The 24,389-nt window shown below is 55.1% G+C and carries 24 protein-coding genes; 20 read left to right on the forward strand and 4 right to left on the reverse strand.

Annotation, left to right across the window (positions count from 1 at the left end):
* Positions 1-4 precede the first annotated feature (4 nt).
* From BSK21_RS01695 to BSK21_RS01705, 3 genes are read left to right on the forward strand one after another with little or no spacing between them, the layout of a single operon-like run.
* Positions 5-844 carry a protein-glutamate O-methyltransferase CheR gene (locus tag BSK21_RS01695; protein WP_067550338.1) on the forward strand — a complete coding sequence of 280 codons (840 nt, stop codon included), beginning with the start codon at positions 5-7 and terminating at the stop codon, positions 842-844.
* Positions 841-1,965: a chemotaxis response regulator protein-glutamate methylesterase gene (locus tag BSK21_RS01700; protein WP_067550336.1), complete on the forward strand. Its 1,125-nt coding sequence runs from the start codon at positions 841-843 to the stop codon at positions 1,963-1,965. The genes BSK21_RS01695 and BSK21_RS01700 overlap by 4 nt, the downstream gene beginning before the upstream one ends.
* A complete protein-coding gene (locus BSK21_RS01705; protein WP_067550334.1) occupies positions 1,962-3,662 on the forward strand; it encodes a hypothetical protein in 1,701 nt (566 codons plus the stop codon). The genes BSK21_RS01700 and BSK21_RS01705 overlap by 4 nt, the downstream gene beginning before the upstream one ends.
* On the opposite strand, the gene BSK21_RS01710 is transcribed toward BSK21_RS01705, so the two are convergent.
* Positions 3,659-4,822 (reverse strand): acetate/propionate family kinase, encoded by a 1,164-nt coding sequence (locus BSK21_RS01710; RefSeq protein ID WP_067550332.1) that lies wholly within the window; start codon positions 4,820-4,822, stop codon positions 3,659-3,661. The two genes, BSK21_RS01705 and BSK21_RS01710, sit on opposite strands and share 4 nt — an antisense overlap.
* Positions 4,819-6,216 (reverse strand): bifunctional enoyl-CoA hydratase/phosphate acetyltransferase, encoded by a 1,398-nt coding sequence (locus BSK21_RS01715; RefSeq protein WP_067550330.1) that lies wholly within the window; start codon positions 6,214-6,216, stop codon positions 4,819-4,821. The genes BSK21_RS01710 and BSK21_RS01715 overlap by 4 nt, the downstream gene beginning before the upstream one ends.
* 429 nt (positions 6,217-6,645) lie before the next feature.
* On the opposite strand from BSK21_RS01715, the gene BSK21_RS01720 reads away from it, so the two are divergent.
* Complete coding sequence (locus BSK21_RS01720) at positions 6,646-7,224, forward strand: TRAP transporter small permease (protein WP_067550577.1); 579 nt, start codon at positions 6,646-6,648, stop codon at positions 7,222-7,224.
* On the forward strand, positions 7,221-8,531 hold the full coding sequence (locus tag BSK21_RS01725; RefSeq protein ID WP_067550328.1) for a TRAP transporter large permease: 1,311 nt from the start codon (positions 7,221-7,223) through the stop codon (positions 8,529-8,531). Before BSK21_RS01720 ends, BSK21_RS01725 begins: the two co-directional genes overlap by 4 nt.
* 48 nt (positions 8,532-8,579) lie before the next feature.
* Here BSK21_RS01725 and ilvD read toward each other — a convergent pair whose 3' ends face one another.
* The gene (ilvD, locus tag BSK21_RS01730; RefSeq protein WP_067550576.1) at positions 8,580-10,415 is read right to left on the reverse strand and encodes a dihydroxy-acid dehydratase; all 1,836 of its coding nucleotides are present in this window, start codon (positions 10,413-10,415) and stop codon (positions 8,580-8,582) included.
* Between the two features lie 128 nt (positions 10,416-10,543).
* Between ilvD and BSK21_RS01735 the strand changes: the two genes are divergently transcribed.
* The 15 genes from BSK21_RS01735 (at position 10,544) to BSK21_RS01805 (ending at position 24,115) form a co-directional block, all read left to right on the forward strand.
* On the forward strand, positions 10,544-11,221 hold the full coding sequence (locus BSK21_RS01735; protein WP_156529578.1) for a DUF882 domain-containing protein: 678 nt from the start codon (positions 10,544-10,546) through the stop codon (positions 11,219-11,221).
* A 74-nt stretch (positions 11,222-11,295) separates the two neighbouring features.
* Positions 11,296-12,126 (forward strand): tryptophan synthase subunit alpha, encoded by an 831-nt coding sequence (gene trpA / locus BSK21_RS01740; protein WP_067550324.1) that lies wholly within the window; start codon positions 11,296-11,298, stop codon positions 12,124-12,126.
* An 83-nt stretch (positions 12,127-12,209) separates the two neighbouring features.
* Positions 12,210-13,142: an ABC transporter ATP-binding protein gene (locus tag BSK21_RS01745; protein WP_067550322.1), complete on the forward strand. Its 933-nt coding sequence runs from the start codon at positions 12,210-12,212 to the stop codon at positions 13,140-13,142.
* Complete coding sequence (locus BSK21_RS01750) at positions 13,139-13,900, forward strand: ABC transporter permease (protein ID WP_067550320.1); 762 nt, start codon at positions 13,139-13,141, stop codon at positions 13,898-13,900. Before BSK21_RS01745 ends, BSK21_RS01750 begins: the two co-directional genes overlap by 4 nt.
* A gap of 43 nt (positions 13,901-13,943) precedes the next feature.
* A complete protein-coding gene (locus BSK21_RS01755) occupies positions 13,944-14,735 on the forward strand; it encodes a S49 family peptidase (RefSeq protein ID WP_067550318.1) in 792 nt (263 codons plus the stop codon).
* Positions 14,736-14,903: 168 nt separating this feature from the next.
* The gene (locus BSK21_RS01760; RefSeq protein WP_067550316.1) at positions 14,904-15,839 is read left to right on the forward strand and encodes a calcium/sodium antiporter; all 936 of its coding nucleotides are present in this window, start codon (positions 14,904-14,906) and stop codon (positions 15,837-15,839) included.
* A gap of 13 nt (positions 15,840-15,852) precedes the next feature.
* Positions 15,853-16,632: an SDR family oxidoreductase gene (locus BSK21_RS01765; protein WP_067550574.1), complete on the forward strand. Its 780-nt coding sequence runs from the start codon at positions 15,853-15,855 to the stop codon at positions 16,630-16,632.
* Positions 16,633-16,928: 296 nt separating this feature from the next.
* Positions 16,929-18,791 (forward strand): excinuclease ABC subunit UvrC, encoded by a 1,863-nt coding sequence (uvrC, locus tag BSK21_RS01770; protein ID WP_067550314.1) that lies wholly within the window; start codon positions 16,929-16,931, stop codon positions 18,789-18,791.
* An 83-nt stretch (positions 18,792-18,874) separates the two neighbouring features.
* On the forward strand, positions 18,875-19,462 hold the full coding sequence (gene pgsA / locus BSK21_RS01775) for a CDP-diacylglycerol--glycerol-3-phosphate 3-phosphatidyltransferase (protein ID WP_067550312.1): 588 nt from the start codon (positions 18,875-18,877) through the stop codon (positions 19,460-19,462).
* A gap of 4 nt (positions 19,463-19,466) precedes the next feature.
* Positions 19,467-19,715 carry a molybdopterin converting factor subunit 1 gene (gene moaD, locus BSK21_RS01780; protein WP_067550310.1) on the forward strand — a complete coding sequence of 83 codons (249 nt, stop codon included), beginning with the start codon at positions 19,467-19,469 and terminating at the stop codon, positions 19,713-19,715.
* Positions 19,715-20,155 (forward strand): molybdenum cofactor biosynthesis protein MoaE, encoded by a 441-nt coding sequence (locus BSK21_RS01785; RefSeq protein WP_067550308.1) that lies wholly within the window; start codon positions 19,715-19,717, stop codon positions 20,153-20,155. The genes moaD and BSK21_RS01785 overlap by 1 nt, the downstream gene beginning before the upstream one ends.
* A gap of 91 nt (positions 20,156-20,246) precedes the next feature.
* Positions 20,247-21,023, forward strand: coding sequence for an EAL domain-containing protein (locus BSK21_RS01790; protein WP_231924792.1), 777 nt, complete (start codon positions 20,247-20,249; stop codon positions 21,021-21,023).
* Positions 21,024-21,147: 124 nt separating this feature from the next.
* Positions 21,148-22,323: an acetyl-CoA C-acetyltransferase gene (locus tag BSK21_RS01795; RefSeq protein ID WP_067550304.1), complete on the forward strand. Its 1,176-nt coding sequence runs from the start codon at positions 21,148-21,150 to the stop codon at positions 22,321-22,323.
* Between the two features lie 145 nt (positions 22,324-22,468).
* Positions 22,469-23,191 (forward strand): acetoacetyl-CoA reductase, encoded by a 723-nt coding sequence (gene phbB, locus BSK21_RS01800; protein ID WP_067550302.1) that lies wholly within the window; start codon positions 22,469-22,471, stop codon positions 23,189-23,191.
* A 60-nt stretch (positions 23,192-23,251) separates the two neighbouring features.
* Positions 23,252-24,115, forward strand: coding sequence for a DMT family transporter (locus BSK21_RS01805; RefSeq protein ID WP_067550300.1), 864 nt, complete (start codon positions 23,252-23,254; stop codon positions 24,113-24,115).
* Here BSK21_RS01805 and BSK21_RS01810 read toward each other — a convergent pair.
* Positions 24,112-24,279: a YdcH family protein gene (locus BSK21_RS01810; protein ID WP_067550298.1), complete on the reverse strand. Its 168-nt coding sequence runs from the start codon at positions 24,277-24,279 to the stop codon at positions 24,112-24,114. The genes BSK21_RS01805 and BSK21_RS01810 overlap by 4 nt on opposite strands.
* Positions 24,280-24,389 lie beyond the last annotated feature (110 nt).

The following is a 24,389-nucleotide window of genomic DNA, read 5'->3' on the forward strand; positions in this document are numbered from 1 at the left end:
GGTCATGACATCATTGCAAACTGATACCAGCGAAAGGTTCCGGCATATCATCCGGACCCTCACTGGCATCAGCTTGCCGGCGTCAAAGGCCCCAATGATCGAACAGCGCCTACGTAAACGAATGGTCATGTGGCAGCTTCCCGATGTGAACAGCTACCTTCAGGCTCTCGTCAACGGACAGTTGCCCGAAGATGAACTGCGTCAGGTCATTGATCTCATCACCACAAATACGACGAGCTTTTTCCGCGAAAAGGAACACTTCGATTTCCTGAGAAGCCATATCGTTCCCGAGATAATCGCGAACGCGGGTGTGAAAAAGGCACGCATGAAGGTTTGGAGCGCCGCGAGTTCCGAGGGCGCCGAAGCCTATACAATCGCGATGGTTCTGTCAGAGGCTTGCCGCACAGGTGTGCGATTTGATTGGGGCGTTCTGGGCACCGATATCTCGCATCGTATGATCAAAAAGGCGACGATTGGCGTCTACGATCAAGAACAGATTGCGACCGTCGCACCTGATTTAGCGCGGCGCTACATCATGACCGCCCAGACTCCGCGTATGGATGGTAAAGTGCGCATCGTCCCCGAGCTACGTCAGCGCGTTCGGTTCCGTCACATGAACCTGATCGATTTGTCTTACCCCGTCGACCGCGATGTATCTGTGATTTTTCTGCGCAATATCCTGATCTACTTCGATGCGCCTGACAAAGCAGCTGTCGTGCAAAGGCTGGCAGATCACTTGCAGATAGGCGGCTATCTGATCGTGGGTCACGCCGAAAGTATGGTCGTTCGATGTGACAGCCTCGAACAAGTGAAACCAACAATTTTTAAGAAGATCGCAAAATGACCAGTGCTGAAATTGACCCAATCAAAGTTCTGATCGTGGACGATTCATCGTCAGCGCGCGTCATGATGCGGAAAATCGTTGAGAGCGATCCAGCGTTGAGCGTGCAGGCCATGGCGCAGGATGCTTATTCCGCAGCACGTTTGATGAAAGAAGCGTTGCCAGATGTCATCTTACTAGACCTTGAAATGCCGGGCGTCGACGGGATCACTTTCCTAAAGAAGATCATGGCGCAGCGGCCGTTGCCCGTCATCATCTGTTCCTCGCTTACGCAGAGTGGATCCCTGCGTAGTGTTGAAGCTATGGAGGCGGGTGCCGTCGATGTCATCCTCAAGCCGTCGATGGCAGACGCGAAGGTGTTCCAAGAGGCGTCGGCCAGAATTTGTGACGCGATCCATGCCGCTGCTCAGAGCAATCGCGTACCGGGGCGCAGGCTCCCGCGTCGTGCGGCAACGCCAATCCAGCCGACTGCCAAACTTTCTGCGGATGTTATTCTACCGCCGCCCAATTTCTCGCGACCGATCCCAAAGACCGAACCAATCGTTTGCATCGGGGCGTCGACGGGGGGGACTGAGGCTTTGCGCGAAGTGCTTTGCGCTTTGCCTGCGGATGCACCAGGGGTCGTCGTTGTCCAGCACATGCCCAAAGGATTTACCAAAGCCTTTGCTGATCGTTTGAATAGCCTCGCTCAGATCGAAATTTGCGAAGCCGAAGATGGAATGACCGTCACACAAGGACGCTGCATCATTGCGGCAGGTGACCGCCATATGCTGCTGCGCCGTGGACCATCTGGGTACCGGGTCCAAGTGGTGGAAGGTGAAAGTGTCAGTCGTCATCGCCCCTCTGCCGATGTGCTGTTCCGCTCTGGGGCCGCTGCAGGTGGCGCGAATATCCTAGGTATCATAATGACGGGCATGGGCGATGACGGTGCTCAGTGTTTGGGTGAAATCAAACGGGCTGGCGGCCACACCATCGCCCAAGACGAGGCCACCTGTGTCGTCTACGGAATGCCGCGCGAAGCGGTGAACCTCGGTCACGCAAAGCAGGTTCTGCCTCTGGGCCGGCTTGCACTTTCAATAACTACATTTGCCCGTATGCACGGGTATCAAGGGGCCGGATCATGACGCATTTTACCCCTATCCAATCTCCCATTCGCGCGACGATTGACCACTTTGTTCGGCTGAGATCAGAAATTGAAACGACCTTTGTATCTGCAAGCGCCAGCCTCGAAGGCGCTCTGGATCGGCTTGGACACTTGTCGACGGTGTTTGCCGAATTGCGCGAGGGACTTGGTGCTGAAACCGAAGCGCAATTGTCCGCCTTAATCGATACCGTCAACGCGCATCTTTCGACGCTTCAGGCCAACTGCGGCAGCTTTACAACGGCGTCGTCTGAACTGCATAAATCGGTGCGACTGATTTCGTCCGAAGTCCATGAATTGGACCGTGTCGTTCGGACCATCGCTAATATTTCGATTAACGCGCGTATTCAGGGTAACAGCCTTGTTCTTGCCCGTCCGCAAGTGACTGCTTTTATCGACAGGCTCGCTGCTATGTCAGAAGAGTCAGAAAACATCCTGAGTGAAATCAACGACTCTATGGCTGAGATTGCCTATGACGTCAGAGCGATGGACTACGAGCAGCGGTTGATGCTGGGCGAATTGCGCCAGAACGTTATGCCGTCTATTGCCGCGTTCTCGACCATGTCGACCAAGATTCGCGACGGTCAGGCAGGCATGGTTTCTGCCGCGCAAGACATGGATGAACAGGCCAATCAGATTGCGTCAGAAGTCGGGCGCATCATCGTTGCGCTTCAAACCGGCGATTCCGCGCGTCAGCGTATTGAGCGGGTCGAAGAAACACTGGCGATTGCAGAAACTGTTGATGGCCGCGATGCGTCCCGACTGGCTGACCTCGCGATCGCGCTGTCAGAGCGTATGAAGCTTCGGACGCAAGACGACATCCAAACGGCGATTGCCTCTTTGCGGGCCGTTCAGGAACGCGGCGAACAGGCCATTCTCGCAGCGTCTCGCACGACCTTGGGTGGGTCGGGACTTTCGTCGACGACGGGCGGCAAGGAACACAAGAAGCTCGAACAGAGCTTGCGCGGCAACGGTGAACATTTCGCCGCCATGAAGGGCCGTGCCGAATCCGTTCACAACCGTTTGGCCGTCATTCTCAAACATGAAGCGACGCTGCGCGGCATCGCGCATCAGATCCGTCTGTCTGGTATCAACGCCGTGATCATCTGCGCAAAACTCGGCACCGAAGGTCGCGCACTTCGCGAGCTGGCGCACTGGCTCCGTGATTTGACGGATGAGAGCGACCTCATCATAGCGCGACTGCAGTCGATTTTGGCCGATACGCGTGAAACGATCCGTGTCTTGACCGAAGACCGCATCGGCGGCCTCGAAAGCTGCCTGTCGGATTTCTCAAACGACGGCCAGTCGCTGTTCAATATGATTGAGACAGCAAACGGGCTGATGGTTCGCACAAGTTCTGGCTTTGACGCAGCGGCCTCGTCCCTGCCTATTCAGATCGCGTCAGCCACGGGTGAGCTGGAACGCTTTAGTGAACGACTTGACCGCCTCGGATCGCATTTGATGGGGCTGCAATTGTTCAAGGATACTGTTGCCGACCAAGGCGCGAGTGACCCTGATCGGATGACCGACATTTTGTCGTCACTGAGAACGAAGTACACGATGGAAGGCGAACGGATCATCCATGATGAACTGTTCGGTGGTGATGTCGTGGCGCTCGACGCTGTTGCGAATGCTGCACCCGACGCTGGGTCGGATGACTTGGATGATATCCTCTTTTAAACGCCTGTGAATTCGCGAGCGGCGCGGGCGATCACGAGTTCTTCGTTTGTTGGGATAACCATGACAGTTGTGCGGGACATCTCGGTCGAGATGACCTGTGCGTGGTCGTCGTTCTTATTGTGGTCGATTTCAATGCCCATCCATGCAGTTCGCTCGCAGACGCGATCACGGATAAAGGCTGAATTTTCACCAATCCCGCCACAGAACACTAACGCATCAACCCCGCCCATTGCGGCCGCCATGCCGCCTAGTTCGCGCTGAATGCGGAAGACAAAATAGTCGATCGCCTGACGGGCCTCGATGCTATCCGAGGCCTCTAACGCCCTCATGTCGTTTGACAAATCAGACAGGCCGAGAAGGCCAGATTTCTTGTAGAGCATGTCTGAAATGTCGGTGGCCGAAAGACCCTCTTGGTCCATCAGATAGAGAACGACACCCGCGTCGAGTTGCCCGCATCTGGTTCCCATCGGTAACCCATCGAGCGCCGAAAACCCCATGGTCGATGCGACTGACTTGCCGTCTTGAATCGCGCACATTGATGCACCGTTCCCAAGGTGGGCGACGACCACACGACCGTGGGCGATTGTCGGCGCGATGCGGCGCAACTCGCCAGAAATGTAATCATATGACAGCCCATGAAACCCATACCGCCTCACGCCTTTGTCGTAATAGGCGCGTGGTATCGCGAAGGTATCGTTTACATAGGGGTGGTGACGATGAAACGCTGTGTCGAAACAGGCGATCTGAGGCGCGTTAGGGAACGCGGCTTTGGCTGCCTTGATGCCACTTAGGTTGTGCGGTTGGTGAAGGGGCGCAAACGGTTCGAGCGTGGTCAACCGCTCGATCACCTCATCCGTGACCTGCACTGGCGCGTCGTACCACTGCCCACCATGAACGACGCGATGCCCTACCACATCAATGGTCTTTCCATCCAGTTCTGGCTCGATTGCCGAAAGCACAGTGTTGAGCGCTTCTTGATGCGTGCTCAGACCGTCAGTCTTCGTTGGTAGGTCGAACCCCCGTTGATCCTTTAGTTTCAACGTTGCATTCGCCCCGATCCGGTCTACCAGCCCCGTGACCATGGGGTGATCGCTATCTGAAGAGTAGACCGCAAATTTCAGCGATGAAGACCCCGCGTTCAGCGTTAGAACGGTCGTCATTTCACGTCACCTGCTTTGAGGCCATTGAGCCGAGCATCATGGAGTGCAGCAACAGCGCACGATGCAAGGCGCGACATTTTGCTGTCAGACCGCGAGTTTAGGATTACTGGAACTTTCGCACCTAGAACGAGGCCAGCCCCTTCGGCGTGGCTTATAAAGGCGAGCTGTTTGGCCAACATATTCCCCGCATCGAGGTTTGGAACGACAAGGATATTCGCGTGACCAGCCACATCGCCGCTTAGCCCCTTTGTTCGGGCAGCACCAATGTCGACTGCGTTGTCCATCGCAAGCGGGCCGTCCACCTTGCCGCCCGTGATTTGTCCGCGCTCGGCCATCTTGGACAAAAGCGCTGCGTCGATTGACGACGGGATAGACGGATTGATTGTCTCAACCGCAGACAGGACGGCGGCAAGAGGTTCTTCGGAGTCAATGGAAATCGCGAGGTCGATTGCGTTCTGAACAATGTCGACCTTGGTATCGAGGTCGGGCGCAATGTTGATCGCGGCGTCTGTGACCATCACAGGGTGCCGCATTCCCGGAACGTCCATGACAAAGACATGGGTAAACCGTCGACCAACCCGCAGACCGTTTTGTTTGTCGAGCATCGGGCGCAACAGATCGTCCGTATGTAGATGCCCCTTCATCACGGCAGCGGCTTTTCCGTCATGGACAAGCTTGCACGCGATCGATCCAGCAGAGTGATGGTCGGCCTCGATGATTTCAAAGGCGGAAATATCTTCGTTCAGTTCGTCTGCCGCGGCTTTGATCTTGGCGGGATTGCCGATCAGGATTGGCGTGATGATGCTTTCCTGCGCCGCAAGTAGCGCGCCGCCCAAGGATTTAACTTCCTCGGGGCAGACGACCGCTGTCGCGAGTGGGGGCAGGGGTTTTGCCTTTTCTAATAGCGCTTCAAAATGCCGATGCCGTTCAACGACAAGGCGCGGCACGTCTACGTTGTCTTTGTCAAATTTGACGGTTGGGGCATGGACCTGCGCCTCACCACGCAACACGAGGCCGCCAGTGTCGGCTCGGGTGATATCGGTGGATAGAGTGACGATCCCATCCTCATCTTTGGCGGTGACAGTGACCGTGCAGATGATTTCTTCGCCAGCGTGAACGCGGTCAAAAAATTCGAGCGTCTGGCGACGATAGAGCGTTCCGGGGCCCGGGAGGCAGGTTCCTAACACTGCTGAAATCAGCGATGCGATATACATTCCAGGTGCGACGCTTTCGACCGCACCATCGCCGTCGCCATCATGACGCGGTAGATGCATTGGGTTGTAGTTCCCAGATACGTTGGCGAACACATACAGGTCGTCTGCCGTCACCAATCGGCGAAGGGATTCGGTCTGGCCGATTCTGAGTTCATCGAATGTTTTGTTAACAAGATGCATGGTGGCCCGATGGCTCCCTTGAGTTGGTGTCCGGTCGTTCCCCCCGATTAGGTCACTAGCTGTCACCACGGGCTTTCGCTTTGACCTTAATCATAAAATTATGAAACTGGCTCGACAGTTCAATGGCTCAATCGAGAATGTGGAAAAATGCTGCGCAGCAGCATAAAAGTCTCAAAAGTATAGGTTGTATTTGCACTATTTGACATCAGGCTGACCTGCCGTCACGTTGGCGCTTGAAACACAGGTTTCACTTTGATGCAGGTCCCTATGCTTTGGAGGAGGGATATGGACTAGCATTAATACCCCTGATCTGATCGCCCAAAAGGCTGAGCGGATCGGGGGTTTTATATTTCAAGCCCCCTAGAATCTCGACTTTCAGGACCTTTGCGCATATCGCTGCAAGCAAAGGGGCACGTGAACGTGGGTGGGATGTTCAGAGTTTTATTTTGGTTGGCAAAAGGCTGCGCGATTGTGGGCGGATTGGTTCTGTCCGCGCTCATCGTGATGGTTTGCTTGTCGATTATGGGCAAAATTACCGCCGATCTCGCACATGCGATGGTTGAATTTGCTCCAGCCTTGTCCGGCTCGATATTGGCGCTGGGCATTGGGCCCGTGCGCGGTGATTTCGAACTGGTTGAGCTGGGCATGGCAGTAACGATTTGCCTATTCTTACCTCTATGTCAGATGACGGCAGGACATGCGCGCGTCGACCTCTTTACTCAAAACATGCCAGTGACAGTTTTGCGTGTACTCCAAGCTTTGGTCGACGTGTTGGTTGCCGCCGTGCTGGTAGTGATCGTTTGGAAACTGTTCGAGGGTTTAGAGGCAAAACACCGTGCAGGCACGCGGACGACATTGCTGCAGATCCCGCTTTGGTGGGCGTATTTGATCGGTCTATCAGGGCTGGGGCTCACGGCGCTTTGCAGCCTCTACACGGCGACCGTTCGAATTGCGGAGGCAGTTTCGGGGCGGTCGTTCCTGCCTGTTGGTGAAGGGGCGGTTCATTGAGCAACCTCGAAATTGGCCTTTGGTCGTTCCCAGCACTTCTCGGCCTTATCTTCCTGCGCGTACCTATAGGCATTTCGATGTTCTGCGCGGGATTCGGTGGACTTTGGCTGATGATGGGGAACCCCAACCTTGCTCTGGCCAAATTAAAGACTGAGACCTTCACCACATTTTCCGATTACTCCATGTCAATCGTGCCAATGTTCCTTCTGATGGGGCATTTCGCATCTATTGGCGGCATGTCGCGTGCCTTGTTCAAAGCAGCAGAAAGCTGGATCGGCCATCGTCGCGGAGGCGTTGCAATGGCCGCGGTCGGGGCTTGCGCCGGCTTTGGTGCGATCTGCGGGTCCTCGCTGGCAACGGCGGCCACGATGAGCAAGGTCGCTCTGCCTGAGCTCAAGCGCGCTGGCTACGCAGGTGGGTTTTCGACGGCAACGCTGGCAGCGGGCGGAACGTTGGGCATCCTTATTCCCCCGTCTTTGATCCTTGTGGTCTATGCGATCCTGACCGAGCAAAACATCGCGAAGCTGTTCCTTGCGGCCTTCCTCCCCGGTCTTTTAGCGGCAGTTGGTTACGCCATCACCATTTCGCTCTATGTGCGGCGATATCCTGATCAAGCGGGTACGCGTCCTCCTGTGTCTTATGCGGATCGCATGCACGAGTTGGTCAAAGTCTGGCCAGTGCTCGCTGTGTTCGCAACGGTCGTTGGGGGTATCTACACTGGCCTCTTTACCCCAACCCAAGGGGCTGCAGTTGGTGCGGCAGGGACGGGGATCGTGGCTGCGCTGAACGGAACCCTGGGGCGGAACGCTATCGTTGAGGCGTTCTTGGCGACGGCAAAATCATCCGCAATGATCTATCTGATCGTGTTTGGCGCCAAGTACTACAACGGCTTTCTGGCCCGATCAGGTGCGCCGCAAGAGGTGTCGGAATGGCTCTTGTCCCAAGGCTACGCCCCCATCGTTATCCTGATCGCTATCCTTGTATTCTATCTCATCATGGGCTGCGTGATGGACAGTCTGTCGATGATCCTGCTGACGGTCCCAATCTTTTTCCCTGCGTTGAAAATGATGGAATGGGGTATGACAACCGAAGAACTGGCGATCTGGTTCGGGGTGCTCGTTTTGATCGTGGTTGAGGTGGGATTGATAACGCCGCCTGTAGGAATGAACCTGTTTATCATCAACTCGATGGATCGTGAAACCCCTATGCCAGAGACCTATCGTGCGGTCATTTGGTTCGTCGGCTCTGATTTGATCCGCGTGGCGATCTTGCTTTTGTTCCCGTCGATCACGCTCTTTCTGATATGAAAAAGGCCGCCCGATTGGGGCGGCCTTTGAATGTAGCGAGGCGCGATCTTATTCTGGAAGAATACGAACGCCGCCCTTTGCTGCCGACGATGCCAGCATCGCGTAGGCCTTTAGCGCGGTCGAAACCTGACGCTTGCGCGGCTCTGCTGGTTTCCATGGAAGCGGACCTTTGGCGTCACGACGGGCTGCCAGAGTTGCTTCGTCAACGGCGAGGTTGATGGTGCGGTTCGGGATGTCGATCTCGATAGTATCGCCGGTTTCGACCAGACCGATCAGGCCACCTTCTTCTGCTTCTGGGGAAACGTGGCCGATAGATAGGCCCGAAGTGCCGCCTGAAAAACGACCGTCCGTCAGAAGCGCGCACGATTTGCCCAAGCCTTTGGATTTCAGGTAGGACGTCGGGTAGAGCATTTCTTGCATGCCTGGACCGCCACGCGGACCTTCGTAGCGAATAACGACGACTTCGCCTTCGACCACTTTGCCAGTCAGGATGCCATTCACAGCATCGTCTTGGCTTTCGTAAACCTTGGCTTTGCCTGTGAACTTTAGGATCGAGTCATCTACGCCAGCTGTTTTTACGATACAGCCGTCCAGCGCAACGTTGCCATAGAGAACAGCAAGACCACCATCTTTGGAGAACGCATTTTCGACAGAGCGGATCACGCCACCTTTGCGGTCACGGTCGAGCTCTTTGTAGCGGTTCTGGGTCGAAAACGCTTCTGTCGTGCGAACGCCACCCGGTGCAGCGCGGAAGAATTCGTCCACTTTCGGATCGTTCGTGGTCATCACGTCCCACTTCGCAATGGCTTCGGCCATGGTAGGGGTGTGAACGGTGCTGACGTCGCCATGCAGCAGGCCGCCACGATGCAGTTCGCCAAGGATCGCCATGATGCCACCAGCACGGTGCACGTCTTCCATGTGAACATCTGCTTTTGCAGGGGCAACTTTGGACAGGCACGGAACCTTGCGCGACAGACGATCCATGTCCGCCATGGTAAAGTTCACTTCGCCCTCATGAGCGATAGCGAGAAGGTGGAGAACGGTGTTAGTTGAACCACCCATCGCAATGTCGAGCGACATTGCGTTTTCAAACGCTTCAAATGTCGCGATGTCGCGCGGCAGAAGACCCGGTTTCTCTTCTTCATAATGCGCTTTGGTGATCTCAACGATCTTACGACCCGCTTCGAGGAAGAGTTCCTTTCGGTCAGCGTGTGTTGCGAGAACCGAACCGTTACCCGGCAGCGCGAGGCCGAGCGCCTCAGCAAGACAGTTCATCGAGTTCGCGGTGAACATTCCCGAGCACGAGCCACAGGTCGGGCAGGCGGCTTTCTCAATCGCGTCAACTTCTTCGTCAGTATATTTGTCGTCAGCCGCGGCAACCATTGCGTCGACGAGGTCGAGCGCGTGTTCCAGATCGCCGATCTGAACTTTGCCAGCTTCCATCGGGCCGCCAGACACAAAGATCACTGGGATGTTCAAGCGCATTGCCGCCATCATCATACCTGGGGTGATCTTGTCACAGTTCGAGATACAAACCATCGCGTCTGCGCAGTGAGCGTTCACCATGTACTCGACCGAGTCAGCAATGATTTCGCGGCTCGGGAGCGAATAGAGCATCCCGTCGTGGCCCATCGCGATGCCGTCATCGACAGCAATCGTATTGAATTCTTTTGCAACGCCACCTGCTTTTTCGATTTCGCGAGCGACCATTTGACCGAGGTCTTTGAGGTGCACGTGACCCGGAACGAACTGGGTGAACGAGTTCACGACTGCGATAATCGGCTTACCAAAATCGCCATCGGTCATGCCTGTGGCACGCCAAAGACCGCGGGCACCTGCCATGTTGCGGCCATGGGTGGATTTACGAGAACGGTAATAGGGCATTGGGACATCCATCTGTTGCGCGTTGACTAGATATAACGTCACAAAGCCGATGAACAGGGTTTCGCGGCGATTTCCTGTTTGGCCCAGAACTTGCAGTTTCATTGGCTGACTAGGTCAAAGGGAAATGCGTGCAACGTCGTGATGTCATAACAGGATTGATAGCCGGTCTAGCGATGCCATTCGTCGCGCGCCCTGCTGTAGCGATCACGGGGAGCATTCTGGCGCGCGGCGCTGGGCCGTTGATTGACCTCGACACAGGCGCGAGCCTTTACGAAATGTATGACCCAGAGCCTGAACCGCTGCAGGAAGGGCCAATGGGTCAATCGCCTCAGGTCGATTTTGCTGCGGGAACGCCCGTTCTCAATATGTGGAATATCCACACGGACGAACGCATCGCTGTGCGCCCAGTTCAGGCGACGGGTGTCGATCATGCCGCGCTGGATCAAGTGAACCGCTTTATGCGGGACTGGCGTAGAAACGAAGTCAAACCGATTGATGCAAACGCTATAGTCGGCCTGCTCGAAATCCAAGAGCAAGCCCGTCGCCAAGGGTTTTCGGGCGATTTGCGTTTTCTTTCTGGCTACCGCAGTCGCGCAACCAACGACGCTATCCGCGCGGCGGGGGCCAACGCTGCGCGCAATTCTCTCCACATTCAGGCGAAAGCTATTGATTTTAGTCTCCCTGGTGTGTCGATCCGCGATACGATCCAACTCGCCAAAGGACTGCGAATGGGTGGGGTCGGGGGCTACGATACATTTGTGCACGTCGACACAGGTCGGGTGAGGTTTTGGGGCGCGGCCGTCTAACGTGGTGCCACGCCCCGTTTGCAACCTCGCGCTTTCCTGCTAAAGCCGTTTTGCTCACGGCCAAGGAGACTATCATGACCGCCCGTATCGACGCCTGCTTTGCGAAAGCCCGTGCCGAAAATCGTCCTGTTCTGGTGACTTACACCATGGCGGGTGATCCGGATGCGGAAACCTCTCTCGCTATTCTCAAGAACGTTGCGGCGTCTGGCGCGGATATCGTCGAATTTGGTCTGCCCTTCACCGATCCAGTTGCCGACGGTCCTGCCATTCAGGCGTCGGGCCTTCGCGCTCTCGATGCTGGCCAAACGACCGTTAAGACGCTCGATCTGGTGCGTGAATTCCGCAAGGATTTCCCAGATACTCCGGTCATCTTGATGGGCTACTACAACCCGATTTATTCCTACGGTCCCGAGAAATTCGTCCTCGATGCCAAAGAAGCGGGCGTTGACGGCATGATCGTTGTGGATGTCCCTGCTGAAGAAGATGACGAACTGTGCATCCCCGCGATGAAACAGGGGCTGGCTTTCATTCGCCTCGTTCCGCCGACTGCCGACGACAAACGTCTTCCTGTCATTCTGAAGAATTCTTCGGGCTTTGTTTACCACGTGTCGATCAACGGCATTACGGGCGCTGCGACCCCTGACTACTCCGTTGTGTCGACCGCACTGGAACGTATCCGCAAATATACTGACCTGCCGATCGTGGTTGGCTTCGGTGTTAAGACGGGGGAACACGCTGCGGCGCTGGGCGAACATGCCGATGGCGTGGTTGTGGGCACCGCACTTGTAAACCAAATCGCGTCGACCTTTGGTGAAGGCGACACCGCAACGGCTGCGACGGCAACCGCTGTAAATGACATGGTTGCTGATCTTGCCGCTGGTGTGCGTCGCGCCAAAAGCAACTGATCTGCGCACAGCCGCACATAATTATCAGTAGCCCGTAGCAGTGCTGCGGGCTATTTCTTTGCCCGACTAGGGGGGATTTCCGAATGGCACCGATCGTACGGGTCAATGACCTGCGCAAAAGCTACGCTTCAGGGTTTGAGGCTCTCAAAGGCGTGACGCTTGATATCGAAGAGGGAGAAATTCTCGCGCTTCTCGGGCCGAATGGTGCGGGTAAGACCACGCTGATCTCGACGATTTGCGGGATTACAATGCCATCGTCGGGGACTGTCACGGTTGGTGGCAATGACATCCTCAAGGACTATCGTGCTGCGCGGTCGATGATCGGACTAGTGCCTCAAGAGCTGAGCCTCGAAGCGTTCGAGACCGTTTTCAACGCGGTTAGTTTCTCGCGCGGCCTCTTTGGTAAATCGCGCAATGACGCCTTGGTAACAGACATACTGCGCCAACTCGGATTGATCGACAAAAAAGACACCAAGATTATGGCGCTATCGGGCGGCATGAAGCGCCGCGTTCTCATTGCCAAAGCGCTGGCCCATGAACCGCGGGTTCTGTTCTTAGATGAACCGACCGCGGGTGTGGACGTTGAGTTGCGCAAAGACATGTGGGCGGTTGTAGATCGGCTTCGTCAGGATGGCGTGACGATCATTTTGACCACCCACTACATCGAAGAGGCCGAAGCTATGGCCGACCGCGTCGCCGTGATCGACAAGGGCCAGATTATGCTTGTGCAGGACAAAGATGCATTGATGAGCCACATGGGGCAGAAAGAACTGATTATTCAGCTAGATCAGCCTTTGATGGGTGATCTTCCCGACGCTCTCGGCAAATACGGGCTAGAGGTAATCGATGAGGGCGCCCGCCTTCGCTACGTCTATGACACAAAGGCCGACCGCACAGGCATCACCGCGCTTTTGAACGACCTCCAACTAGCGGGGCTTCAAATGGTGGATATGGAAACACGGCAAAGCAGCCTCGAAGAGATTTTCGTCGGTCTGGTCAAAGGAGACGCAGCATGAACTATCAAGCAATGCGTGCGATCTACATTTTCGAAATGTCGCGCTTTTTCCGCACCTATCGGCAGAGCTTCCTCGCGCCTGTTATCTCAACTTCGCTGTATTTCATCGTGTTCGGCGCGGCCATCGGTAGCCGTATCGATCAGGTAGAGGGCGTCAGCTATGGCGCCTTCATCGTACCGGGTCTGATTATGTTGTCCGTCATGACCCAAGCGACGTCTAACGCGTCTTTCGGGATATATTTCCCCAAATTCACGGGCTCGATCTACGAACTCCTCTCGGCGCCCATCAACTTCCTTGAGGCGACAGTGGGGTATGTCGGGGCGGCGGCGTCAAAGGCCCTCATTATCGGCGCTATCATCTTTGCAACCTCGTTTTTCTTTGTAGACGTGCAGGTGATGCACCCCTTGGCGATGGTCGCGTTTTTGATCCTGACCTGTCTGTCGTTTTCCCTGGTGGGCTTCATCATTGGAATCTGGGCCGGAAATTTTGAACAACTGCAGATTATTCCGCTGCTTATCATCACGCCGTTGGTGTTCCTCGGGGGTAGCTTCTATTCGACCACCATGTTGCCTCCGTTCTGGCAGGCCGTGACCCTTTTGAACCCAGTTCACTACCTGATTTCTGGGTTCCGCTGGTCGTTCTTTGAACAGGCAGATGTCCCTGTCGGCGTGTCACTCCTGGCGATTGCGGCGTTCACCGCCCTGTGCCTCGGTGCGATTGCGTGGATATTCCGCACGGGTTGGCGCATTCGGTCGTGACGGCGGCTTGTTACGGCTGGTCCTCATGCCTATCTGTCATTGCATGAAACGCTGGATCCCCTTTGTGAAATCAGGCCCCCGTGTCGCCGTCATTCGGCTTCAGGGGCAAATCTCCAATTCGTCGCGCGGGCTTGATGACGTCAGCCTCGCGCCTGTGATCGAAAAGGCATTTCGCGGCAAGCCCGACGCGGTTGCGCTGCAGATCAACTCACCCGGCGGATCACCTGTTCAGTCGTCGTTGATCGCGGGACGTATTCGTCGTTTGTCCGAAGAGAAGGGCATTCCCGTTTTCGCTTTTGTCGAGGACGTCGCGGCATCGGGCGGCTATTGGCTGGCCTGCGCTGCGGATGAGATTTTTGTTGATCGTGGTTCGATCGTTGGGTCCATCGGTGTGATCTCCGCAGGCTTTGGTTTTAGCGATCTTATCGGCAAATATGGCGTCGAAAGGCGTGTCCATACGGCTGGTAAGTCCAAATCTCAGCTCGACCCGTTCAAGCCCGAAAACCCCGAAGACATCGAACGTCTGCGCGGCTGGCTGGATGACCTGCATGTCTATTTCATCGACTATGTCAAATCGCGTCGTGCGGGAAAATTGGCTGACGGCACGGATCACTTTACGGGCGAGATTTGGATCGGCCAACGCGCCGTGGATAACGGTCTAGCGGATGGCATCGGGCACTTGGTGTCAGTTATGAAAGACCGTTTCGGCGACAAGGTCACGTTCCGTCGCTATGAACAGCGCCGTTCGCTGTTTCAACGGTTCGGCGCCCAAGCGGCACAGGATATGATTGCGGGCGTTGAAGAACGTGCATCCTTTGCGCGGTTTGGTTTGTAAATGTTGGTGCGCGCCGTCTTTTTCTTTCTGATTTTCATGGTTGTTTTGGCCATGTTCGGAAAGTGGCGCTTCCCTGGGCAGGATCGCATTGCGTCTGCCAAATGCCCGCGTTGCGGAAAGTTTCGCATCGGCAAATCCCGATGTGGCTGCAAAAAGGACTAAGATTTTATGGATTGGGTGCTGACGTTTGCAGGTTTGATTATCCTGCTGCTGGCGGGCGATGCTTTGGTCAAAGGGGCAGTGAATCTGTCCTTGCGACTAGGGGTGCCTGCGCTCGTCGTCTCGTTGACGATTGTGGCCTTTGGCACCTCTGCCCCTGAATTGCTGATCTCGGTTCAGGCCATCTTGGATGGTGTACCAGAGCTCGCATTGGGGAATGTCGTAGGGTCGAATACGGCGAATATTCTGATCGTTCTGGGCATCCCTGCGATGATCGCGCTCATGCACACAAGCCACTACGATACCCGCGCCAGCTATCTTCAAATGCTCGCAGGCACCGCGTTGTTTATCGGACTATGTTTTACGGGGCCGATAACTTGGGTCAAAGGTCTGATCCTCATCGCTGCTTTGGCTTTGATCTTGGGTCATACCCTTTTGGAGACGCTCAAGCACCGTTCTAAATCGTCCGAGGATGAGGCCGTCGAGGGCGCTGACCCAAGTATGACTTGGAAGAAGATCATCGCGTTCTTAGCTGTCGGGCTCGTTGGTCTTCCCTTGGGCGCGAACCTCTTGGTCGAAGGTGCGACGAATATCGCCGTTCGTTATGGGGTCAGTGATGCTGTGATTGGCCTTACACTTGTGGCAGTTGGGACATCTTTGCCTGAACTTGCCACGACCGTTATGGCATCCTTGCGGCGTCAGGCGGATGTTGCGCTGGGCAACGTCATTGGGTCGAACATGTTTAACCTTTTGGCAATTATCGGGCTTTCGAGCTTTTTTGGCGACATCCCAGTGCCGACAGAATTCATGACCCGTGACTTGTGGGCTATGGCCGCCGCGTCTCTTTTGTTGATCCCATTCGTCTTTTTCAAACGTGATCTTGGTCGGATTGCAGGCATTGCCTTGACCGCGCTGTATCTGGCCTATCTCTTTGTCCTGTTGTGACAGGAGTTTGATGATGAAACGCGCATTGGTAACCGGAGCGGGTGCTCGTTTGGGTCGTGATATGGCCCTCTATTTGGCAGAGCGCGGCTATGACGTTGCTGTTCATTATGCGAGCAGCAAAGAAGGTGCCGAAGAGACAGCATCGGCTATTCGGGCAATGGGTCGATCCGCGGTGACGCTCCAAGCTGACTTGCTGGTTGAAGCTGAAGTGCAAGACTTGTTGCCAAATGCAGCAGAGGCACTGGGCGGCCCGATCACCTGTTTGGTGAACAACGCGTCAATCTTTGAATACGACAACATCCATACTGCGACTCGTACTGGTTGGGATCGGCATATTGAGTCAAACCTCCGCGCGCCCTATGTCCTGACACAAGCCTTGGCCGCGCAGGCCCCTGATCCGATCATGGACGAGATGGGGGAACCTGTCGCGCAATGCTTGGTGGTCAATATGATCGATCAGCGTGTCCGGAAATTGACGCCAGAATTTTCGACCTACACCATTGCCAAAATGGGGCTTTGGGCACTGACCCAAACGGCGGCGCAAGGTCTCGCCCCGAAGGTCCGCGTAAATGCGATCGGACCTGGTCCGACGTTGCAGGGCGGTCGGCAGACCCTAGATCACTTCCAGCGGCAACGACGTTCTACGATTTTGGAGCGTGGATCGAACCCAAAAGACATATGTGCGGCGTTGGGTTTTCTGGTCGACTCAATCGCTGTGACGGGCCAATTGATCTGCGTCGACGGCGGTCAGCACCTGGGTTGGAAAACGCAAGATATACTTGGGGTCGAGTAACAATCTCAAAGGTTGCGCGACAAGTTGTGCACTTTGTCAAAATACCGACATGAAACTGTTACTTAATCCTGTGTTTTCAGGTGTTTGAACGGGCGGAAAATTTTTTATCGTTTGATTTCAGGTGTTTATTATATTGATTAAAAATTAGGCAAACTAAGGAGTGAGCCGAAAAATAAGGATTTTTTCCATCTGTGCGGTATCACTCCACAGAGTTATCCACAGTTTCAGTGGATGCCTTTCCCCTTGCCGACGGGGATGTAAAATTGCAGCGAACCAAAGAATCACAGGCTTGTGAAGTGAACGACAACAGTGACGCCCCTCTGACCGGATACGACCGCATCGCGGCCTATTTGAAAACGCTCGATGGTTCACCGGGCGTGTATCGGATGTTGGATGAAGAAAGTCGCGTTTTGTATGTGGGAAAAGCGCGAAACCTACGTAATCGGGTGTCGAACTATGCGCGTCCCGGTAATCACTCAGGCCGTATCGCGCGAATGATTTCGGAAACGGCGTCGATGATGTTTCTGACCACGCGGACGGAAACAGAGGCTCTCCTTCTTGAACAAAACCTGATCAAGCAACTCAAGCCGCGCTACAACGTTCTGCTGCGTGACGATAAATCGTTCCCAAATGTATTGGTGACGGACCATGCGTTTCCGATGGTCAAGAAACACCGTGGCGCGAAGAAAGAGAAGGGTCAGTATTTCGGTCCTTTCGCGAGTGCTGGGGCGGTAAATCGCACCCTTAGTCAGCTTCAAAGAGTCTTTTTGCTGCGCAACTGCACCGATAGCCAGTTTGAGGGACGCACCCGCCCGTGTCTGCAATATCAGATCAAACGTTGCACGGCGCCTTGTGTAGGCTACATCACCGAGGCTGAATATCGGAAATCCGTCAAAGACGCGGCTGATTTCCTTTCTGGCAAAACGGCCCAGATCCAAGAGAGCCTCGCCGCTGATATGATGGTGGCGTCCGAGGCGATGGAGTTCGAACGCGCCGCTTCCTTGCGGGATCGGATCAAGGCGCTGACCCAAGTCCAAACGGCCCAAGGCATCAACCCTCGGACGGTGGCAGAAGCTGACATCATCGCCCTCCATACTGAAAACGGGCAAGCCTGTGTGCAGGTATTCTTTATCCGCGCGAACCAAAACTGGGGTAATTTTGACTTTTACCCGCGGATCAGCGGGGACGAAGATTTGTCGGAGGTTATGGAGGCTTTCGTCGGTCAGTTCTATTCAGACCGCGAACCTCCTAAGGCGCTCGTCTTGTCCCATGGCCTCGACAACGAAGACCTGATGGCGGAAGCGTTGGCCGAGAGAGCAGGACGCAAAGTCGAGATCACGGTCCCGCAGCGTGGCGAAAAGGCCGAACTGGTTAGCAATGCACTGCGCAACGCCAAAGAGAGCCTTGCGCGCAAAATGTCCGAAAGTGCGACGCAGATGAAATTGCTGCGTGGCATTGCTGAAGCGTTCGATCTTGACGCGCCGCCTGAGCGGATAGAGGTTTACGACAACTCCCATATTCAGGGGACCAATGCCGTTGGTGCTATGATCGTGGCAGGGCCTGACGGGTTCATGAAATCCCAATACCGCAAGTTCAATATTCGGGGCGATAGCATCACACCGGGTGATGACTTTGGCATGATGAAAGAAGTGCTTACTCGTCGGTTTGCGCGCCTTCAAAAAGAAGACCCTGATCGGACTTCGGGCAACTGGCCTGACCTTCTGCTGATTGACGGCGGTGCGGGGCAGGTGTCCGCGGTGCAGGAGATCATGGACCAAATGGGCGTCACCGATGTCGCGATGGTTGGTGTCGCAAAAGGCGTTGATCGGGATCATGGTAAGGAAGAGTTCTACCGCACAGGTCAGCGTCCCTTTGCCTTGCAGCGCAATGATCCTGTCCTCTATTTTATCCAACGCATGCGCGATGAAGCGCACCGTTTCACCATCGGCACGCACCGCGCTAAACGGTCCAAAGCGATCAGCGTGACGACCTTGGACGATATTCCAGGTGTTGGGGCGACGCGTAAACGCGCTTTGCTTGCGCACTTTGGTAGCGCCAAAGCTGTTCGGGGGGCAAATCTGTCGGATTTGCTGGCCGTTGACGGTATTTCGAGTGCGATGGCCGAGACAATTTATGCCTACTTTCACGAAAATGGCTGAACAACCTTACGGTGGGTTAATGTGGGGGCTGTTCGCCGTCGCGGCCGCCCGTTAAGAAGAGACATGGGACGAAAGGGGCGATTATGAAGTGGACCTTGCCGAATACCTTGACCGTGTTGCGCCTGTTGGCTGCGCCGGGTGTGGCATTGATGTTCCTATACTTCGCCCGTCCATGGGCTGACTGGTTCGCTCTGGTCCTGTTCGTGCTGGCCGCGGTTACCGATTTTCTCGATGGCTACCTCGCCCGCGCGTGGAAACAAGAAAGCAAAATCGGCGCGATGCTCGATCCTATTGCGGATAAGGCGATGGTCGTGATCGCGCTCATGGTCATCACAGGCTTCTCTGGCATGAATCCGTGGTTCCTGTTGCCTGCGACGATCATCATGTTCCGCGAAGTCTTTGTCTCGGGTCTGCGCGAATACCTTGGTGATACGGCGGGTCTTTTGAAAGTGACCAAGCTGGCCAAATGGAAAACGACCGCACAGATGGTTGCGATTTCGATCCTGTTTTCCACAGGCGCATTCGAACATCACGCGCTGCGCGATGTGGCCTTTTTGGACTATGCACGACACAGTTGGTATCTGGGCGTCGCCATTTTGTGGGTCGCTTCTATCCTGACGTTTATCACCGGTTTGGACTATTTCCGAAAAGCTCTGCCGTATCTAAAGTAGTCTCATGATTGATGTCCTTTACTTTGCATGGGTCCGTGAACGGATCGGAGTGCCCCGCGAACAAGTCGCAACTAATGCGGCAACCGTTGCCGAGCTAATCGAAGAGCTCAAAGCCCGTGAAGAGCGGTATGCTCTCGCGTTTTCTGACCTCCGCGCGCTGCGCGTTGCTGTTGATCAAGAACTGACAGATTTCGATGCCTCGTTGGTGGGTGCGCGTGAAGTCGCTTTTTTCCCGCCGATGACAGGTGGATGATGACCGTTCGCATCCAAACCGAAAGCTTTGACGCGGGCGCGGAACTGAACGCGTTTACTGACACTGCTGCAGGTGCGGGCGCGGTCGTGAGCTTCACTGGCGTGGTACGCGATGTGGACGGTGGCCTCGTCGCGATGGAGATCGAACACTATCCAGGCATGACCGAAAAGGCGATTGCTACGATTGTGTCAGAGGCGCAGACGCGTTGGGATTTGGCAGGGGCCTTGGTGATCCATCGTCATGGTCGTTTGACTGCTGGCGATCAGATTATGATGGTCGCAACGGCATCGCGTCACAGGGTGGATGCGTTTCAAGCTGCCGAATTCCTAATGGACTATTTGAAATCGCGAGCGCCGTTCTGGAAAAAAGAGATGACCCAATCTGGTAATGGCTGGGTAGAAGCGCGGGACGAAGACGAAGCCGCTCTCGATCGCTGGTAAGAAATACCTCAAATTCTAATCAATTCCGTTTCCTTTACCGCGTTTTAGGTATCGGTCGGCCAACCTCTATCCGTCGCAAAGGATGGACTATATGGCTGCCGCAGAACCTCAGACTCCGCTTGATTACGCTGTGTATGCGCGGGACAGGGACGTGATGAATATGGTGCGCAAGTCTCTCGCTGCGGGGCAGGCACAATTGGCCTTTCAGCCGGTCATTGCAGCGGCGGATGGCACGAGTGTCGCCTTTTATGAGGGGCTGATCCGCCTTCGCGACAGTACGGGCCGCATCATCCCTGCAGGGCAGTTTATGGGTGAGGTCGAAGAAACCGTACTGGGTCGGGAAATCGACTGCGCCTCTTTGCGGCTCGGCCTTGAGGTTCTGCGCAATAATCCGACAATACGTTTGGCGGTCAACATGTCGGCGCGGTCGTTGGCAGATGGGAAATGGCGCCGAACGTTGACGGCGGGCCTTAATCGAGGGCGGGATATCGGGCCGCGGCTGATCCTTGAAATCAGTGAAACCTCTGCGATGCAGCTTCATGAGGTGTTGATCCGCTTTATGGAAGACATGCAGCCTCACGGCGTGAATTTTTCACTCGATGATTTCGGTGCGGGTTTGATTGCGTTTCAACGGCTAAAAGATTTCTACTTCGATATGGTGAAAATTGATCGCTGTTTTATCCATAACATCCAGGACTCGCCTGATAATCAGGTCATGGCTGAGGCATTGATCGCCGTGGCCCAGCAGTTCGAAATGTTTGCTGTGGCCGAAGGCGTAGAAACAGCAGCAGAGGCGGAATTGCTCTGTAACATGGGAATCGATTGCTTGCAGGGCTATCATTTCGGTGCGCCGCGACTCTCAATCTAAAGTCTATCTATATTAGCTGCGGCGCAGCGAAATAATGTTGCGCCAAGCGGCCATAATTTGTACATAGATGCCGATGGTGATCAGCTAATTGCCGTTTTTTTGAGCCTTAGAGGAGAGGATTCTCATGACCAATATCGTAATCGCGTCTGCCGCACGGACTGCAGTAGGCAGCTTTGGCGGTTCCTTTGCCAATGTTCCTGCGCATGAACTGGGTGCTGCGGTGCTCGAAGCGGTTGTCGCGCGCGCTGGAATCGAAAAAGGCGAAGTGGATGAGACCATCCTTGGTCAGGTTCTTACCGCTGGGCAGGGTCAAAACCCAGCACGTCAGGCCCACATCGCGGCTGGCCTCCCGATTGAATCCGCTGCTTGGGGTCTTAACCAAGTTTGTGGTTCGGGTCTTCGCGCGGTCGCTCTTGCTGCACAGCACATCATGCTTGGCGATGCTTCGATCGTTGCTGCTGGCGGTCAAGAAAACATGTCCCTCTCGGCTCACTGCGCTCACATGCGCAATGGTACCAAAATGGGCGACATGAAGCTGATCGACACCATGATCAAAGACGGCCTGTGGGACGCATTCAACGGCTACCACATGGGTCAAACTGCTGAAAACGTTGCAAACCAGTGGGGCATCACCCGCGAGATGCAGGACGAATTTGCACTTGCGTCGCAGAACAAAGCTGAAGCTGCGCAGAAGGCGGGCAAATTCGACGACGAAGTCATCGCTTACACCGTAAAGGGCCGTAAGGGCGACACCATCGTCGACAAAGACGAGTACATCCGCCACGGCGCGACCCTCGAAAGCATGCAGAAACTGCGCCCAGCTTTCACAAAAGACGGCTCTGTCACTGCAGGTAACGCATCTGGCCTGAACGACGGCGCTGCAGCAGTTCTGCTGATGACCGAAGAAGAGGCCGTTCGTCGTGGGCTTACACCGCTGGCACGCATCGCGTCTTACGCGACCGCTGGCCTCGATCCGTCGATCATGGGTTGTGGTCCGATCCCGTCGTCGAAGAAGGCACTGGCTAAAGCTGGCTGGTCGGTTGGCGATCTGGACCTCGTCGAGGCAAACGAAGCCTTTGCTGCACAGGCTTGTGCAGTGAACAAGGACATGGGCTGGGATCCGGCAATTGTGAACGTCAATGGTGGCGCAATTGCAATTGGTCACCCGATCGGTGCATCTGGCTGCCGTGTTCTGAATACCCTGCTGTTCGAACTTCAGCGCCGCGACGCGAAAAAGGGTCTTGCTACTCTTTGCATCGGCGGTGGCATGGGCGTCGCAATGTGTGTTGAACGCCTGTAACATTCGGCGTTTACTCTACGTCAAAGGGGTTCAGCGCGCTGGACCCCTTTTTTGTTCGATGCGGCATTGCAGCGCAATAATGTTGCGTGTATATCTCGTTTAGAATAATAACGTTACGAATAGAATTTCTTAGGAGGAGAATCAAATGTCCCGTGTAGCTCTTGTAACTGGTGGTTCCCGCGGCATCGGCGCTGCGATTTCTAAAACCCTTAAAGACGCTGGTTATACTGTAGCTGCGACCTATGCGGGGAATGACGAAAAAGCCGCTGCGTTTACTGCTGAAACAGGCATTAAGACTTACAAATGGAACGTTGGCAGCTACGACGAAAGCGCCGCTGGTCTTGCGCAGGTTGAAGCGGACCTTGGCCCGATCGACATCGTTGTGGCAAACGCTGGCATCACTCGCGATGCGCCGTTCCACAAAATGACCCGCGAACAGTGGCAGGAAGTGATCGACACCAACCTCACGGGCGTGTTCAACACCGTTCACCCGATTTGGCCAGGTATGCGCGAACGCAAGTTTGGCCGCATTGTGGTTATCTCTTCGATCAACGGTCAAAAAGGTCAGTTCGGTCAGGTGAACTATGCCGCGACCAAAGCAGGTGACCTTGGCATTGTGAAATCACTGGCCCAAGAAGGCGCGCGTTTCGGCATCACAGCAAACGCAATTTGCCCAGGTTACATCGCGACCGAAATGGTTATGGCTGTTCCGGAAAAAGTGCGTGAAGCCATCATCGGTCAAATCCCGACAGGTCGTCTGGGCGAGCCAGAAGAAATTGCGCGTTGCGTGAAATTCCTCGTTGAAGACGACGCAGGCTTTGTAAACGGCTCGACTATTTCCGCGAACGGTGGGCAGTTCTTCGTCTAATCGCTTGCGCGTCTGATTTTATCAGTCATTTTGGGCCGGTCACACTGATCGGCCCTTTTCATGTCTAAAGCCTCCTACACAGCTGTTGGTTTCATCGCGGTCCTTTTGTGGGCGCTACTCGCGTTGTTCACCGTCGGATCGGCCCCAGTACCGCCGTTTCTGTTGAACGCGCTCTGCTTTGCGATCGGCGGGGGGATTGGTGTCATCTGGTTGCTTGCGACGGGCGGGTTGTCGCAACTTCGCAGCGTACCGCTCAGGGTCTATCTGATCGGAACGGCGGGCCTTTTCGGCTATCACTTCTTGTATTTCTCGGCGCTACGAATAGCCCCCGCTGCCGAAGCGGGACTGATCGCATACCTTTGGCCGCTCTTGATCGTCTTGTTCTCTGGTCTTTTGCCAGGAGAGCACTTGAAACGCGGCCACATTATCGGAGCACTGATCGGATTTTCGGGCGCTGTTTTGATCGTTGCGCAAGGTATGACGGGGTTCAATGCTGACGCATTGCCCGGATACGGATTGGCGTTTCTATGCGCGCTCACATGGTCGGGATATTCCGTTGTGTCCCGTAGTTTTGGGGCGGTTCCGACGGCATCGGTAGTTGTGTTCTGCCTTGCCACCGCAATCCTGTCAGGGGGCGCGCACGTCGTATTGGAAGAGACAATCTGGCCGACCACCGCGCTCGGATGGCTGTCGGTCGTCGGCCTCGGCGTTGGCCCAGTCGGGATCGCGTTCTTTGTCTGGGATGTGGGCGTGAAAAAAGGCGACATCCAATTGCTTGGTGTCGCCTCCTATGCTGCGCCTGTTCTCTCCACCTTGGCGCTTGTTGTCGCGGGGATCGCAGCCCCGACTTGGACTTTGCTACTTGCCGCAGTCCTCATCACTGGAGGCGCGGCGCTGGCCGCACAAGCGAGCCGTAGGCGTTAGTGGGTTGTCAGGCGCGTAATTTCCTCTTTGACCATCAATTTCTGTTTTTTGAGACGGCTAATCTCTGATGCGTCAATTGCCGGACTGCGCTGTGCACTTTCTACGGCCGCAGAGAGGTTCTGGTGTTTCTTCCTCAGTTCCTCGATGTGCGAACTTAGGCTCATAGTCGTCTCCTCTATTGTGATGGTTACGACTCGATTGCAGCATAGTTTTACAAAACTGTCACGCGGCACTGCGGCATTTTTCCAGATCGGTCGTTTTTTGCCGATCGTGC

Source organism: Marivivens sp. JLT3646 (genome assembly GCF_001908835.1).
Classification (GTDB): Bacteria; Pseudomonadota; Alphaproteobacteria; order Rhodobacterales; family Rhodobacteraceae; genus Marivivens; species Marivivens geojensis.